This is a genomic window from Klebsiella sp. CN_Kp088, from assembly GCF_040064335.1.
GTDB classification, from domain to species: Bacteria; Pseudomonadota; Gammaproteobacteria; order Enterobacterales; family Enterobacteriaceae; genus Klebsiella; species Klebsiella aerogenes.
Map to the genome: position 1 here is coordinate 277,396 of NZ_JBEAIQ010000014.1, position 16,676 is coordinate 294,071.

Sequence of the window (16,676 nt, forward strand, 5' to 3'; positions counted from 1 at the left end):
TATCGTTTTTTTATTTCCCACTGATGGATGGAGAAATAGTAATCAACATCAACGACAAAGCAATTAAAAGCGCTTTTTAAGAACATTAAAAACCATGTGTGTTTTGTGGTCTGAAGGCAATAGGAATGATGCCAAATGGTCATGTATCCCATTGTTTTTGTATGGTTACTGATTTTTTGGAAATCTATTTCTTTTCAGCCTAATTGAAAGTTATTCAGCTTTTTTAAAAGGTGTTTTTAGTGGATGTGGGGTGGATTGAACAATAAAGTTTCACCACTAAAGTAATGGTAACAGATCCTTATGACGCTAAGGCATTGAAGGTTAGTTTATTTTTAACTGTTTATTAGAAGAGGGCTACAACTCTTTATTTCATAAATACCGCGTGAAAACAGGATAAATAACAGATGAATAAATCGTATAAAATTATTTGGAACGAATCATTGCAGGACTGGGTCGTTGCAGGAGAATTTGCCGCTGGAAAGAAGAAAACCAAAACGTCCCGCCTGATTCGCGCCTGGGCGGCAGGCCTGCTTGGTAGTGCTTCGCTGATATCTTCCTCAGCCTTTGCCGCAGATAGGGAGGTTACGCCTTTTACCCCCACCTCTGACACCATTGTTATTTCCGGCAACGATAATCTGATCCAGGGAAGCGGAAAAGGGTTTGCTGAGCTGCTGGGGAATGATATCGGATTTCGAAATATCTCCGTTAAAGACGCCTTTGAACAAGGAATTTTGACCAAAGGTACTGAATTTGTGAATGCGTTTAATGTCCAGCAGGGTGGGCTAAGCGATACTACAACAGTTATCGACCCTGTTACGGGTAATAAACGAACGATTAACGTGTTCGATAATGATGACATGTTTACAACTTCTCTTGCCGATTTTACTTTTGCTAACCACTATGATGTTGGCCCAGAGGGTCAGTATGTCGATAAATTTATTTACGATATTTCCTCTGATTCGACGCTAAATGTCGATGTCGGAGACAAATCTTCAGAGTGGGTCAATAATCCGGCTAACTTTGTCAATATCATCATGAAGAGCAGCGGTACCGAGTCAAAATTTACCTCGGCGGTTTATAAAGTTGAAGATGGCGGGACGTTAAATTACAACGGGAAAACGATTGTCTCGCTGGGAAATATCGCCAGCATAGGTAGTACCACTCCACGTTCCGTGGCCGGTTTTCAGGTCCCTGTAGGGGGAACCATTGACTCTAAAATTGGCTCATTCACCATTAATAATCTGGATGACATTAAGGCCTATAACACTGCGCTGATTAAAGCGCTGCAGGAAAATCGTCTCTCACCAGCGGATTATGAATCCGAGTTTTACAAGGCGCTAACTCCAGGGTCTATTGAAGCGATTGACAGCGTGAGTGCAGGTGACCCGGTTGTTCAGACAATTAATAAAAATCGGGTTGCCTATATTTATGCCACTGGCCCGGGTGCTAAGGTCAATATCGCCGATGGCGCCAATATTCAGACGTTCCGCTCTGATGCTAGTTTGGTCCGGGTTGAGAATGGGGCACAGCTGACCAACTCTGGGGACATTGGGGCTTTCTACAGCAATATCACCAGCGGCGGGTATGTTATTTCGGCGGACAACAGTTCCGTCCATAACATGGCCACCGGCGTGATTGATGCGGGCACTAACCAGGAAGTGGGCGCCTTTAATTACAATGGCCAGAATATGGCTAATTTAGTACAAGTTGGCCGGATTACCGCCATTACAGCAAGGGATAGTGACATCATTAACGACGGGGTGATCAACGTCACCTCCCCACAGAGTTATGCTCAACAACTTGGCATTCAAGCTCTGGGCGATAGCACCGTTACTAACAATGGCGCAATCAACGTCGCATCGAACACGCAGACCTCCAGCGTGCTGGGAAATGGCGTTGCTAATATCGGGGTCAGTCTGGCTGGGCGGGGGTCTGATGACCGCAGCGTCTCGATGGTGAATAACGGCACCATTTCTATTGGTCGATCAGCGCAGCGCAACCTGACGGATGTCAGTGAAGATGTGGCGGTGGACTGGGTCGGGGTGACGGGCGTGGCGGTCACGAACGCTAACTTTACTAACAACGGCGATATTACCACCGGCGCGCTGACGCACGGCGTTACCGCCATCAAATCCGTAGGCGGCACCGTCAACCAGGCAGGGACGATCACTATTAACAGCGCTTATTCTCCTGAAGGCAAGGTGCCTGCGCAGTCCATTGCCATGGATGTCTGGGTATTCTCTCAGGCGGAAAACAGCGGGACCATTACGCTGAACGGCGTTAACGGCGTGGGGATGAACGTGCGTGAGAGGGCCGAAGCGACCAACTCCGGTACCATCGTGGTCGCTCAAGGGATCGACGGTCAGAGCAAGACGCCCAACTACGGTATTGTGTCACAAGGGAAGGGGGCGAAAGCCACGCTCACCGGGAACGTTGATCTGACCGGAGATGGCGCGATTGGCGTGTATGTGAAAGAGGGCGGTGTGGCTGCCGTTGATGGCGGTAACGTTAATTTCGTCAGCGGGGTTAACCAGACGGGTTATGTCATCCATGGCGCCGATTCGTCTATTACTAACAGCCACAGCGTGCAGAGCGTCAGCACGGATGGCTCCACGCTCTATCGCATTTCCGGCGGGGCCGCCTATGCCGCGGCTGGCGGCGATCTGACGGCGTCCGGCGCCGGCAGCACCATTCTGCTGGCGACCGGCAGAAATGACGAGAATACGGTGGCCAGCAACATCAATACGGCCGGTATGACGCTGCGTGTGAATGGCCAGGATGCGACGGCGCTGCGCGTGGAAGGCGGCGCGGAAGCGACAATTGACGCCAGTACCAATATTAGCCTTGCGCAGAACGGCGCGACGGCAGGGATCGTCCGTGGCGGCTCGACGACGATCACCGGCGAAGAAGGTGCTACCGGCGCATCCGTTCTGAACAGCGCGGCGGTACTGAACGGGGATAACGTCGCTGTCGGGGCCCTGGGCTACAAGGTACTGACCGGCGGTACGCTGAACCACAGCGGGACTATCGATCTGGCGGCGGCGGACAGCACGGGTGTACTGATCAACGGCGGGACGCTGAATAATACCTCTTCTATCAGCGTGAATGGTACCGCCGTCGATATTATCGGCGCGAATTCGACGGTCAACAACACCGGGGTGATTACCGCAACCGATGGTCGGGCCGCATTCAGACTGTCTGATGGCGCGTCGCTCAATCTGACCGGTAGCGGCGTTACCCATGCTACCGGGTCGGCGCACGGTATCCTGCTGGATGACGGCGCTACAGGACTTACGGTCAAAGATGCCACCATCAACATGGATCCGATTAGTACCGGCAACGGCATTGAAAACAAGGCTGAAATTGCCGGTATCCATCTCGATAACACGACGATCAACGCCCATAACGGCGCGGGTGTCCGTACTTCGGCTTCGCTGGCGCAGAGCAACAGCGGCGTGATAAACGTCATCGGCAGCGGTACCGGTCTGTTGTTCCAGAATGCCGACGGCTCGATGACCGACAACGCCTACGATATGTCGCAGTCCCAGGCCCTGGTTGTGAACGTCAACAGCGCCGAAGGGCGCGGGATGACCACCAATACCTCCGGGGATATTAAAACCGGCGTCAGCGTCAATGTGAATGATGCCAGCGGCGGCCCTGCGCTGGTCATCGGCGGGCAGACGGCGCACGTTGAACAGTCGGGTCTGCTGGCATCGGCATCCGCCACCCAGCTGGTGGATATCAACAATGGCCACACCACGGACTTTGTGAACAGCGGCACCATTGCCTCAACGGCCGCTGATGCGCTGGTGATGAATGTGGATAAGCAGGCGGTGCACTTTACCAACCAGGCTAACGGTAACCTGACCGGCGCCGTCAATCTGCTGAGCGGCAATAACACGGTAACCCTGGAGCACGGCAGCCAGGCTAAAACCGCGTTCACCACCGGAGCGGGCGATGACCTGTTCGAACTGACGAATATCACCGCAGAGGAAAACCCGGTGTTGTTCACCACCCTGGATGGCGGCGCGGGCCACAACATGCTGGCTCTCAACAATTCGGTTTATACCCTGAAGGATGCCGACAAAATCCAGCACATGTCCGATGTGGAGCTGAAGAATAACTCCACCTTCACGCTCGATCATACCCAGCTTGATTTAACGGCTGCGGATGCCCTCTGGAACATCGACAGCACCAGTACGCTGGCGATGCAGGACAGTACGGACCTCGATTTCGCCAGCCACCTGCAGGGCGATGGCCTGGTGACCGTCGATCTCGGGGGGCAGGACCATACCTTTGCCTTTACCGATAACAACAAGGCCGACGGCTTCGCCGGGACGGTGGAACTGACCAACAGCCACTTCGTGCTGGATGGCGCAACGACCGCCAATAACCAGGCATTGTCAGACGCCACCCTGAAGCTGGGAGAAGGCAGTATCACTGACGTAGCAAAAGGTACCCAACAGATTGGCGGCCTGGCGTTCAACGGCGGTACGGCGGTATTTGATACTGACACGGTCGGTAAGTCGGTATCGGATGCCTATATCACCACCACCGGCAACCTGGATATCAGCGGTACCGGCAACGTGCAGGTGAACACCGACAGCCCGGTATTCAACGGCCCGGTGATGCCTGATAACGCGGTCAATTTGCTGGCGCAGGATGACGGCGATATCTCCCTGAAGCTGGCCGGCTCCACCGGCAGCGTATCGGCTTACGGCGGCAACCTGACCCTGCTGGACCGCAACGGCAATGCGGTCACGGATGCGGTGAGCAGCGCCGTGATGCAGAACGGGGAAACGGTGGCCAACGCCACCTACGATTACCGTCTGACCTCCGGCGACAACAGCGATGGTCTGTACATCAACTATGGTCTGACGAAAGTCGAGCTGCTGACCAGCGGTGATAATGCGCTGACGCTGAATGCGCAGGGCGCCACCGGCGCGGCGGCAGATCTCAGCGCACTGGTCACCGGCGCAGGCGATCTGGCGATTGATGGCGGCGCGGGCAATACCGTCTCGCTGTCGAATCTGGCGAACGACTATACCGGGAAAACCGACGTTCGCAGCGGTACGCTACTGGCGAACAATGACAACGTACTGGGGCAAACATCGGAACTGCATCAGGCGGCGGATACCACCGTCGACCTGAATGGCCATAGCCAGAGCGTTGGCCTGCTGAATACCGATGCCGGGGCGAATACCGACTTTAATGGCGGCAGTCTGACCACTGCCAATGGCGGTACCGTGAACGGCGGGCTGACCGGGAACGGGGCGCTGGCGGTTAACGGCGGTACCCTGACGATTAATGGCGCGAATGCGCAGATGAACGCGGCAACGACCATCGCCAACGGCGCCACGGTGGAACTGAACGACATTGCCGGTTTGGGCTCTGCGGCAATCGTGGATAACGGTCTGCTGGCGCTGAACGAAGGCGTACAGGGCCTGCTGAGCAATAGCCTTACCGGCAGCGGCGATGTGGACAAAAACGGTTCCGGTCTGGTCACGATGACCGCCGACGCCGCGCAGTACACCGGTACCACCAACCTGAATGCCGGCGGCCTGCAGTTGGGCAGCGACGGTAATGACGTCATGCTGGCCTCCTCCACCGTGAATGTGGCGGAAGGTACGCAGTTTGGCGGCTTTGGCGGCACGGCCGGCGATGTGAACAACCGCGGTACGCTGACCATTGGCGCGCTTGATACCAGCGCGAGCGCAGGCCATACCTTTACCATCGGTCAAAACCTGAGTAACAGCGGGGTGATCAACGTCAGCGCGCCGGGCGCAACGACGGCAGGTAACACGTTGCATGTTGCCGGGGATTATGCCGGTAACGGCGGTACGCTGAACCTCAACACCCAACTCGGCGGTGATAACTCGCTCACCGACAAACTGGTGGTGGAGGGCAATACCAGCGGCACCACCCAGGTGGCGGTGACCAATGCCGGCGGCAGCGGTGCGAAAACCCTCAATGGGATTGAGGTGGTCTCCGTCGGCGGTAATTCTGCCGGTGAGTTCACTCAGAAAGGACGTATTGTCGCCGGCGCCTACGACTACACCCTGGCACGCGGGCAGGGCGGCAATGCCGGTAACTGGTACCTGACGAACAACGGGGAAACGCCGGTAGATCCGGTCAATCCTGTCAATCCGGATAATGGCGGAGACACACCTGATAATGGCGGTGGCGATAAACCGCATACCCCGGATATTCGCCCGGAAGGTAAGGCGTATGCCAGCAACATGCAGGCGGCGAACACCCTGTTCAACATGACGCTGCACGATCGCCTCGGTGAGACCCACTATGTCGATGCCCTGGGCCAGGAGCAGACCACCAGTCTGTGGCTGCGCCAGGTCGGTGGCCATACTCGTTCTAATGATGGCAGCGGCCAGAACAAAACCCAGGCGAATCGCTATGTTGCGCAACTGGGGGGCGATATCGCCCAGTGGAGCAGCGACGGGGCCGATCGATTCCATCTTGGTATCATGGCGGGGTATGCGAATCAGCACAGCAACACGCGCAACCACCGTAATGGTTACTCTGCGGACGGCAGCGTCAACGGCTACAGCACCGGTCTTTACGGTACCTGGTTCCAGGATAACGAAGAGAAAACCGGCGCCTATGTCGATACCTGGATGCTGTACAACTGGTTTGATAACAGCGTGTCATCGAAAGGAGCTTCTTCAGAAAGCTATAAATCGAAAGGTCTGACCGCATCGGTGGAGACGGGGTATACCTGGAAAGTGGGTGAGCGTAACGACCACGAAAGTTATTACGTGCAGCCACAGGCCCAGGTGACCTGGATGGGTGTCAAAGCGGACGATCATAAAGAGCAGAACGGTACGGTCGTACAATTCGGTGGCGATGATAACGTTCAGACCCGTCTGGGCGCCCGGTTCTTTATCAAAGGACACAATGCCAAGCTGGATAATGGTAAGGACCGGACGTTTGAGCCGTTTATCGAGGCGAACTGGATCCACAATACCAAGGACTTCACCGCAGGCCTGGATGGCGTGCCGGTAAAAGTCGCGGGAACACGCAATATTGGTGAACTGAAAACCGGTGTTGAAGCGAAGCTGAATAAAAACGTGAACCTGTGGGGCAATATCGCCCAGCAAATTGGGGACAAAGGTTACAGCGATACTCAGGCGATGGTCGGGTTTAAAGTTAATTTCTGAAATCATGCCCCCTCCGGGGGGCTGTTGAAGGTTTATTATGCGTTTAAAGTATTTTAATGTTGTACGCAATATATTTATTACTGGCCTGATACTGTCAACATTATCAGGTTGCGACCAGGGAGATAAAATGCAGCAAAAAATTGCTTACCTTGATCCAGGGAAGGTATTAACAGAGTCGGTTATTGGCAAGCAGGAACAGGCCCGACAGCAAAAAGTGCATGATATTTTGTTGCAGGCAGGTAAGGATGCAGAAGCGCGTTATGCGGAGATGACGCAGGAACAGAAACAAAAAAGTGCGCTGGCAGATCAAACGATACTTAATAACCAGTGGCAGGCAGAGCAGCGTCACGCCAGGGAAATCAGCATGAAGACGATCGCTGCCGCCGTTGAGGCGTACCGGGTCAATCATAAAATAGATGTGGTACTGAGCCAGAATCAAGTGATTGCAATAGATTCGAGAAGTAATATCACGAAAGATATTATTGATGAGCTTAAAAAAGTTCACGTTGATTATGGTTCTTTACCTGTGATAACAATAAAGCAAGAAGAGAGTAAAGATGCAGGGGCGAATAAGAAGGTAGAAAAGCCAACACCACAGGGAAGTGATAAATAGTTGCAAAGCCAGGCCCTGGTGGCCTGGCTTCTTATTATAAAAATGACAGTATGATTTTTAAACTACACAGGAGCTAATAAAATGGATGAGTCTCTCAGAGGATATTGGGATTATTGTGGGTTGAATTTACTTTTTGTGTCCAGATTACTAGAGGAGCGTCTTGAAAGTAGATTGGCCACTTATGGGGTTACCCTTCGCGAGTTTATGGTTTTACGACTTATTGCGGATGACGCTTTTATTAAGCAAAAGGAATTAGATTTATATGTTGGTCATTTTCATGAACCGATAAGAAAAACCCTGGATTCGCTTGAGAGCAAGTTGCTTATTAATAGGGAGCATAAACGACGCTGTGGCAAGAGGGTATCTCTGGCAGACGTTACTGAGAGCGGTATTGCACTGCTAAAGAAGGCTGATACCATTTTACGAAGACAAGAAGAGATTTTTCTGGGGCATCTGCCGAGAGCAACAAGAGTTGGTGTAAATTCCACACTCGAAAATGTACTGAAAAAAACGCTCACACACTGAAAAATAGAAAAGGGGAATGGTTGATTAAAACCATTCCCCGAATGCTTTAAAAATCAAGAAAATAATCCATGCGATTAGGGATGGAAGTGCGAAACCTAATCCAGAAACAAAAATTAACACATTGAAGTATCGAACATCATAAAATTCAAGCCAGACAATAATAAATGTACTCCAGTGAAGATAATGAAAAGAAAGTCCGCACCAAAGCAATACTGCAGCGCCACCGCTATAAAGTGAGATAACCAGAATAGCAAGCAGTAGTATTGTTGTTAGCGTTTTTTTGTGATGCCCCATTGTTGCTAAGCGTTATGGGGCGCTGTGCCAGAAGTGGCGGTATCCATCACCGCTTTCGGCGTAATCATAGGTAAAAACTGCGCTACCAGGTTTGCGGCGCCTAAAATATCGGTGCCACATTTCTCTGCAAGAGGCTGGAGCTCAGAAAAATCTATAAACTCAAGGACCTGAGCCGCATCAATGCTGAGTGCCTTGTTATTGCTTTGCCATGAAGAAACAACGTGGGTAAGGTTATGTTCATTCATTTTTTGTAAGATATGTTGTATTCCACCCAAACTATTTACCCATAAAGCCACATGCTCAAGATGCGATTCAGACTGTTCATAACCAAATAGCTTTTTAAGAAAAATAGCGAGGCGCATATTTACTCCATTTTTATTGTAAATGATATGTATTGTTTAGCGTCGATTGTTAAACAGGAAGCATTCAATTAAATTGGAAGACATATATAGGTGGCGGACACATCAGCGACGAAAACTACAACGGAGGAATTTGATGTGCCCGCCGTGTTTTGCATAAGTTAATCTAATAAAAATGTCTATGAACTCAATTATATTATTATTTTCAGTCCTGATAGACAATGCTAATTCATTTAAATGGTTATTTAATAATGTGAGTTCTTTAAATTTTATTTTTAAATTGTTTATGTTGCATGTTTGTATTATCAAGATACAATAATTGTTAAATCAATAAAAACTAATGCTATTCTAACATCACTTATTAGGCCACTTGATATGAGTGGCTTTTTTTATCATTGACAGCAATAATTCTTAAAATTACAAACGAGATTTATGATAATAAAAAATCTTATGGTTTCTTTAGTCATGCTTAACTCAGTAGCAGCAATGGGAAATTCCGGGGTTCGCTTATCGTGTCATTTCAGGGAAAATGTTTTAATATCACGCTTTAGTTATCATCTTAGTACTATGTTATGGGGGGATAACTTCGAAGTGGCTTCAGGTAGCCTCAAAGGACGGACCAATAGCGGACTTAGATTTGAAGTGACTGCATTTCGCAATGGTGATGATTTGGTTTATCTGGTGGATAAAAAACAATATCAGTTTTTCTATGGGGGAAAACCTCCGGCTGATAGATGTGAAATCATTGAGCGGGTCAGTTATCCCGTGACTAGCCTTCCTTATCATAGCGCGCGTTAATCGAAATGCCGGAGATATGAAGTGTATTCTCCCTTTTCTTATTCTCCTGGCACTCGATGTAAAATGAGGTCTCCGGAAGTTCTAAAAAAATAGACCAGCTATGATGATTACTAATCCACACCAAATGATTCCGCATAATGAAAATGCCATGACCCACACGGTTGCTCGGTATCCCATTATTAATTCCCCAATGATTTACATTCTTCTGGTGTAAATTTTCGTTACAGCAACTTGTAAATGATCTATCTATGATAGTAACTATATCTTTATATTTACTATGTAATGTTCGGTTATGGCAACATAAAAAATTCAATTGTTATTTTGTAATATCTTAAAAAGTTGTTGTTAAATATGGTGTTGTGAGCCTATTTAATAATTTTAAATAGAGTATATAAAATGATAGGATTCGCTAGCATAGCGTTTTCCACATCGAAATCTTCTTTCGGTTGTGACGGAGAGAGATAGTTCATGCATGAAGTTAAAAAAACAGTTAAATGAGGAGAGTGATTTTTGATATCAATTGTCAGTCAGAGTGATTGAGTGGGCTTGCTTAACCTTCTCACTGCCGGTACACACGGTTGTAATGGTTCAAATTTGGATGTGGCGAACTTGATGAAGCGTGAGTCTACAAACTAATGTTAGTAAGCGTTTATTTTCAAATGAGAAAAAATCTCATATAATCCTCCATATCACCATCAGGTTAATTAATAATAAATTTGTTACACAGTTCGTTTAATACCAGGGCAGTGTAGAGGTTATAGTCTACACTTGTATGCGTATTACCGCACGAATAGGAAAAAACTAAATGTTGTGGATCGGGTACCTTATCCGCAAATTCGGACTGAGGCCTCCCACTGGCATGTAAATCAAGGATCCTGAAGAGCAATAGTCAGATGTCGCATTTACCCAAATTCTCTCTTTCATTATTACACCCGCGTTACTGGCCGGCATGGCTGGGCATTGGCTTATTGTGGCTGGTGGTACAACTTCCTTATCCGCTGATCTATCGTCTGGGCCATGGTCTGGGGCGTTTATCTATGCATTTTTTGCGCGGAAGGGTACGTATTGCGCAGCGCAATCTTGAGCTCTGCTTTCCTCACCTCAGCCCGGCGCAGCGTCATGAAATGTTGGTTAAGAATTTTGAATCTTTGGGCATGGGGTTGATGGAAACCGGCATGGCATGGTTCTGGCCAACCCATCGCGTCGAGCGCTGGACCGAGACCAGTGGCGTCAATGAAGTCGTTGAACTGCAGGAACAGAAGCAGGGTATTTTGCTAATTGGTATTCACTTTCTGACCCTGGAACTCGGCGCGCGGATGTTTGGCATGTTCACGCCGGGGATTGGCGTTTACCGGCCAAATGATAATCCGCTGATCGACTGGCTGCAAACCTGGGGACGGCTGCGTTCTAACAAGACGATGCTGGATCGTAAAAACTTGAAAGGTATGGTTAAGTCGCTGAAAGAGGGCGAGATCCTCTGGTACGCTCCGGATCATGATTATGGTCGCGCCAGTAGCGTATTTGTTCCCTTTTTCAATGTGGATAATGCTGCGACCACCACCGGTACCTGGATGCTGGCAAGAATGTCAAAAGCCACCATCGTTCCTTTTGTTCCGCGAAGAAAGCCCAATGGTGCCGGGTATGAGCTGATTGCGCTGCAGCCAGAGGCGACGCCGCCGCTGGATTCCCCGGAAACTACCGCCAGCTGGATGAACAAAATTATTGAGCAATGTATCCTGATGGCGCCGGAACAGTACATGTGGCTGCATCGTCGTTTTAAGACCCGTCCGGAAGGGGTACCGTCGCGCTACTAAGCGCGGTGAACGGTGAAAAATAATCCGATAAATAGCGCGCTTATTAATCTAGTGTCTATACTGAAAGAGCCTCAATTAGGCTCTAATCCAAGGAGAATGTAGGATGAAAAAGGTATTAGTCGCTTTAGCTCTTTCTGCTGTTGCCTTTGGCGCCTCGGCAGCGCAATTAATTACTAAAGAAGAAGCTTCGCATTTCAAACTGACTCACGTGGGCAGTATTTCTGTGGGGCCGTCTGGCGGGCAATTCTCTTCACCTTCTGACCTGCACGACCAGCTTTCTAAGCTGGCAGATGAGAAGGGCGGTAAATATTATATTATTACCGCGGCGCGTGAACATGGGCCGAACTTTGAAGCAACGGCGGAAGTGTATAAATAATTAATCACATTGATTAATTATACATAAACGTCGAAAGTCTTATTTTTAACCCGGCATGCCACAGCGCTGCCGGGTTTTTTATTTAAGGACTATGAAGCGATTTGCTCCGTTTACTTCCCATCGACGGTAGGGTAGTCGAGGTAGCCCTCTTTACCACCGCCGAAAAACTGCTCTCTGATTGGCTGGTTCAGCGGCAGGTTGTGTTGCAGGCGATAGGGCAGATCCGGGTTGGCGATAAACGGGCGACCAAAACCAATCAGGTCGGCCCAGCCCTTAGCCAGCGCCTCTTCGGCACGTTCTACGGTGTATTTTCCTGAATAAATCATCGTGCCGCGGAACACCTGGCGCAGCGCTTCTTTAAAGGCGGCGGGCATCACCGGCGCGTCGTCCCAGTCGGCTTCGGCGATATGGATATAGGCGATGCCGATATCATTGAGGACGCTGGCCGCCGCCAGATAGGTGGCTTCCGGCGTATCGTCTTTCGACCCCATCAAGGTGGTCAGCGGCGCCAGGCGGATACCCAGTTTCTCTTTCCCAATCGCATCGGCAACGGCCTGCGCGACTTCTTTGAGGAAACGCAGGCGATTGGTTAACGAACCACCGTACTCATCGGTGCGCTGGTTTTCTCGTGAATCAATAAACTGATTAATCAGATAGCCATTCGCACCGTGTAGTTCTACGCCATCAAAACCGGCGGCCATAGCGTTACGCGCGGCCTGCGCATATTGTTCGATGATAGTCGGGATCTCTTCGCGAGTCAGAGCGCGCGGCATCGAGTGCTGCACCATTTCACCGACGCCGTTTTCCGGGCCGCGGCCTTCGACATCGACAAAGACCTTCACCCCTTCAGCCTGAATAGCAGACGAGGAAACCGGCGCGGCATTGCCCGGCTGCAGTACGGTATGGGAGACACGCCCTACGTGCCAGAGCTGGGCAAAAATTTTGCCTCCCGCCAGGTGTACCGCAGAGGTGACTTTTTTCCAGCCGGCGATCTGCGCTTCATTATAGATGCCCGGCGTCCAGGCATAACCCTGTCCCTGTTGGCTAATCTGCGTGCCTTCGCTGATAATTAAACCGGCGCTGGCGCGTTGGGCGTAATACTCCGCCATCTGATCGGTAGCGACATCACCGGCTCCGGCGCGGGAACGCGTCATCGGCGGCATCACGATACGGTTGTTTAACGATAGGGCCTGCAAGGAATAGTGGTCGAATAACATAATGCGTCTCCTTAACGACTTGATGGACGCAGCATAGACCCTGGCTATTTTGGATTAAATGACAACGATGTTCATAGACTGTTAACTGATTTGTATATAAAGGGAGTAGCTTATGCCAAACGTGTGGGGTATTGACCACCCGCATAATTAGGTAGGCGAAATGTGGTATTATCGCGCCTTTCCCTTTTCGTCCTGGGGTTTTTTTATGCAACAACCTGTTGTTCGCGTTGGGGAATGGCTCGTTACTCCTTCTGTAAACCAAATTAGCCGGAACGGACGTCAGCTTACTCTCGAACCGCGTTTAATCGATCTTCTGGTCTACTTTGCTCAACATCCTGGCGAGGTACTTAGCCGGGACGAGCTTATCGATCACGTCTGGACGCGCAACGTGGTGACCAGCCATGTCGTCACCCAAAGTATTTCCGAGTTGCGTAAGTCACTGAAAGACGGCGATGACGGCAGCATGGAATATATTGCGACGGTGCCCAAACGCGGCTACAAGCTGACGGTCCCGGTAATTTGGTGTACGGAAGAGGGCGAAGAGTTGGCGCCGGTTGTCCCGCCAGTGGCCCCTGTCACCGTTCCTGAAACGTCGCCACCGACTATTTCTCCTTCATCTGCTGCGCCAGCGGCGGCGGCAGTGCCGGAAAAACGTAAACGGATCACCACCTTTTGGGTATGGACGCTATTCCTGCTGGCGTTGGGCAGTTGCGTCGCGTTAGTCGCTTTGTCGTCGATAGAATCGCGGCCGCCGGAAACCAAAACTCGCCTGCTGCTCAACCCGCGCGATATCGACATACACCTGGTAAACGGCAGTTCATGCAACAACTGGGCATCGCAGCATGCCTATGCGGTAGGGTTGGGCAGCCTGGTAACCACCTCGCTCAACACTTTCTCGACCTTTATGGTCCACGATAAAACCAACTACAACATCAACGAGCCCAGCAGTTCGGGTAAAACGTTAACCATCGAATTCGTTAATCAGCGCCACTATCGCGCCCAGCAGTGCTTTATGTCGGTGCAACTGGTCGATAACGCCGACGGCTCGACGATGCTCGATAAACGCTACTTTATTACCATGGATAACCAGCTCACCATTCAGAATGACCTGCTGGATAGTCTGTCAACCGCGCTAATGCAGCCATGGCCGGATCGCATGAAAGCGATGCTGAAACAGTATCAACCCGCGCAAAGCCCTTCATTAACCCGTCTTTATCAGGCCCATCAGCTGTTAATGAAAGGTGATGTTGATTCATTAGGTAAAGCCAGCGATATACTTGATGACGTCATTAAACAATCGCCGGACTTTATTTATGCATACGCCGAAAAAGCGCTGGTGGATGTATTACGTCATTCTCAGCAGCCGTTGGATGAAAAACAATTAGCGACGCTGTATGCCGAGGTTGAAAAAGTAGGTGAAATGCCCGGCATTAAAGATATGGCGATTTTCTACCAGATAAAAACGGTAGATATGTTAGGCAAAGGGAAAATAGATGAAGCGTACAGCGCGATCAACACGGGCATTGATTTAGAAATGTCGTGGATGAATTACGTGCTACTCGGAAAAGTCTATGAGATGAAAGGACAGAACCGCGAAGCTGCCGATGCCTACCTGACGGCGTTTAATTTACGCCCTGGCGAAAACACCTTGTACTGGATTGAAAACGGAGTATTCCAGACCTCCGTCACCCGCGTAGTACCGTATCTCGACAATTTCCTCGCTTCAGAATAAGTAAACCCTCATCATGCTCATGGTTTTGAGTATGATGAGGTTAAATTTATGTATCTCATGAGCACTCTGATTGTTACCTGAAATAAGCGTTATTTTCCTGCCTGGTAACACAATTTCAACACCGGAATGTCTCTCTAACTCTTTGTAAGTAGGCGATGTTTATCTTTTTTTGATATCAACATGTCATGTTTATATGTTAATCGAAAAAGGTCAAAATATCATTTGTCTGATGTTTGTAGTTATTTCACTTTATCTTTAGGATTTATCTCGTACGAATCAGTAATCTTGTTGGCAGTTGGTCGGGTCAATAAATGGTTCTCTATCATGATCTGTACCTCCCAAATAAACTTAGGAGAAAAACAACCATGAGTTCTGCCAAAAAGATCGGGCTATTTGCCTGTACCGGCGTAGTCGCCGGTAATATGATGGGGAGCGGTATTGCACTATTACCTGCGAACCTCGCCAGCATCGGTGGTATTGCCATTTGGGGTTGGGTGATTTCTATTATTGGCGCGATGTCTTTGGCTTATGTTTATGCCCGACTGGCGACCAAGAACCCGCAGCAGGGTGGCCCAATTGCGTACGCAGGGGAAATTTCTCCGGCCTTCGGTTTCCAGACCGGCGTCCTTTATTATCATGCAAACTGGATTGGTAACCTGGCAATCGGTATTACCGCCGTCTCTTATCTCTCTACGTTCTTCCCAATTTTAAATAACCCGGTGCCAGCAGGTATTGCCTGTATTGCCATCGTGTGGATCTTTACTTTCGTTAATATGCTCGGCGGGACCTGGGTAAGCCGTCTGACCACTATTGGTCTGGTACTGGTGCTTATTCCGGTGGTGATGACAGCGGTCGTCGGCTGGCATTGGTTTGACGCGGCAACTTATCAGGCGAACTGGAACACCTCCAGCACCACTGATAGCCACGCGGTCATTAAAAGTATCCTGCTCTGCCTGTGGGCCTTCGTTGGCGTAGAATCCGCCGCAGTGAGTACCGGGATGGTGAAAAACCCGAAACGTACCGTACCGCTGGCAACCATGCTGGGTACTGCGATGGCTGGTATCGTCTATATCGCCGCGACTCAGGTTATCGCCGGTATGTATCCTGCTTCTCAGATGGCCGCATCCGGCGCGCCGTTCGCGATTAGCGCTTCTACCATTCTCGGCGGCTGGGCTGCTCCGATGGTTTCCGCTTTTACCGCCTTTGCTTGCCTGACTTCTCTGGGCTCGTGGATGATGCTGGTTGGCCAGGCCGGCGTACGTGCCGCCAACGACGGTAACTTCCCGAAAGTGTATGGCGAAGTCGATAGCAACGGTATCCCGAAAAAAGGCCTGCTGCTGGCGGCGGTGAAAATGACCGCGCTGATGGTGCTGATTACCCTGATGAACTCCGCCGGTGGTAAAGCTTCTGACCTGTTCGGCGAACTGACCGGTATCGCGGTACTGCTGACCATGCTGCCTTACTTCTACTCCTGTGTTGACCTGATTCGTTTCGAAGGCATCAACATTCGTAACTTCGTTAGCCTGATTTGTTCGGTACTGGGTTGCGTGTTCTGCTTCATCGCGCTGATGGGCGCAAGCTCCTTCGAACTGGCCGGCACCTTCATCGTTAGCCTGATTATCCTGATGTTCTACGGTCGCAAAATGCACCAGCGCCAGCAGAACAACGCAACGGATAACAACAGCCCCGCTAACGCGCACTAATCAGTAACCCTTTTTCCTGAGGCTCCTTCCATCACCTGTCACATCGAGACGGGAGGGGCTTTCTACATCT

At 50.2% G+C, this 16,676-nt stretch carries 10 protein-coding genes; 8 read left to right on the top strand and 2 right to left on the bottom strand.

The features are described from left to right. The first annotated feature begins 404 nt into the window (after positions 1–404). The 3 genes from ABLV08_RS04895 (at position 405) to ABLV08_RS04905 (ending at position 8,313) form a co-directional block, all read left to right on the top strand. Complete coding sequence (locus ABLV08_RS04895) at positions 405–7,175, top strand: autotransporter outer membrane beta-barrel domain-containing protein (RefSeq protein ID WP_348855620.1); 6,771 nt, start codon at positions 405–407, stop codon at positions 7,173–7,175. Between the two features lie 127 nt (positions 7,176–7,302). Next, positions 7,303–7,788: a hypothetical protein gene (locus ABLV08_RS04900; protein ID WP_047055696.1), complete on the top strand. Its 486-nt coding sequence runs from the start codon at positions 7,303–7,305 to the stop codon at positions 7,786–7,788. A gap of 81 nt (positions 7,789–7,869) precedes the next feature. Continuing rightward, positions 7,870–8,313 (top strand): hypothetical protein, encoded by a 444-nt coding sequence (locus ABLV08_RS04905; protein ID WP_032712782.1) that lies wholly within the window; start codon positions 7,870–7,872, stop codon positions 8,311–8,313. A 299-nt stretch (positions 8,314–8,612) separates the two neighbouring features. Here the strand turns inward: ABLV08_RS04905 and ABLV08_RS04910 are convergent, their stop codons facing one another. After that, a complete protein-coding gene (locus ABLV08_RS04910) occupies positions 8,613–8,969 on the bottom strand; it encodes a YidB family protein (RefSeq protein ID WP_020079424.1) in 357 nt (118 codons plus the stop codon). 429 nt (positions 8,970–9,398) lie between these two features. Here ABLV08_RS04910 and ABLV08_RS04915 point away from each other — a divergent pair, with 429 nt between their 5' ends. From ABLV08_RS04915 to ABLV08_RS04925, 3 genes are all read left to right on the top strand, one after another. Further along, on the top strand, positions 9,399–9,764 hold the full coding sequence (locus ABLV08_RS04915) for a hypothetical protein (RefSeq protein WP_075208683.1): 366 nt from the start codon (positions 9,399–9,401) through the stop codon (positions 9,762–9,764). An 893-nt stretch (positions 9,765–10,657) separates the two neighbouring features. After that, on the top strand, positions 10,658–11,578 hold the full coding sequence (locus ABLV08_RS04920) for a Kdo(2)-lipid IV(A) acyltransferase (protein WP_015704646.1): 921 nt from the start codon (positions 10,658–10,660) through the stop codon (positions 11,576–11,578). A gap of 103 nt (positions 11,579–11,681) precedes the next feature. After that, positions 11,682–11,954: a DUF1471 domain-containing protein gene (locus tag ABLV08_RS04925; RefSeq protein ID WP_015367862.1), complete on the top strand. Its 273-nt coding sequence runs from the start codon at positions 11,682–11,684 to the stop codon at positions 11,952–11,954. Between the two features lie 110 nt (positions 11,955–12,064). On the opposite strand, the gene ABLV08_RS04930 is transcribed toward ABLV08_RS04925, so the two are convergent. Further along, positions 12,065–13,171: an alkene reductase gene (locus ABLV08_RS04930; protein ID WP_348855621.1), complete on the bottom strand. Its 1,107-nt coding sequence runs from the start codon at positions 13,169–13,171 to the stop codon at positions 12,065–12,067. 205 nt (positions 13,172–13,376) lie between these two features. On the opposite strand from ABLV08_RS04930, the gene cadC reads away from it, so the two are divergent. Both cadC and cadB read left to right on the top strand, forming a co-directional pair. Further along, complete coding sequence (gene cadC / locus ABLV08_RS04935; RefSeq protein WP_015704648.1) at positions 13,377–14,903, top strand: lysine decarboxylation/transport transcriptional activator CadC; 1,527 nt, start codon at positions 13,377–13,379, stop codon at positions 14,901–14,903. A 365-nt stretch (positions 14,904–15,268) separates the two neighbouring features. Beyond that, positions 15,269–16,606 (top strand): cadaverine/lysine antiporter, encoded by a 1,338-nt coding sequence (cadB, locus tag ABLV08_RS04940; RefSeq protein WP_015367859.1) that lies wholly within the window; start codon positions 15,269–15,271, stop codon positions 16,604–16,606. Positions 16,607–16,676 lie beyond the last annotated feature (70 nt).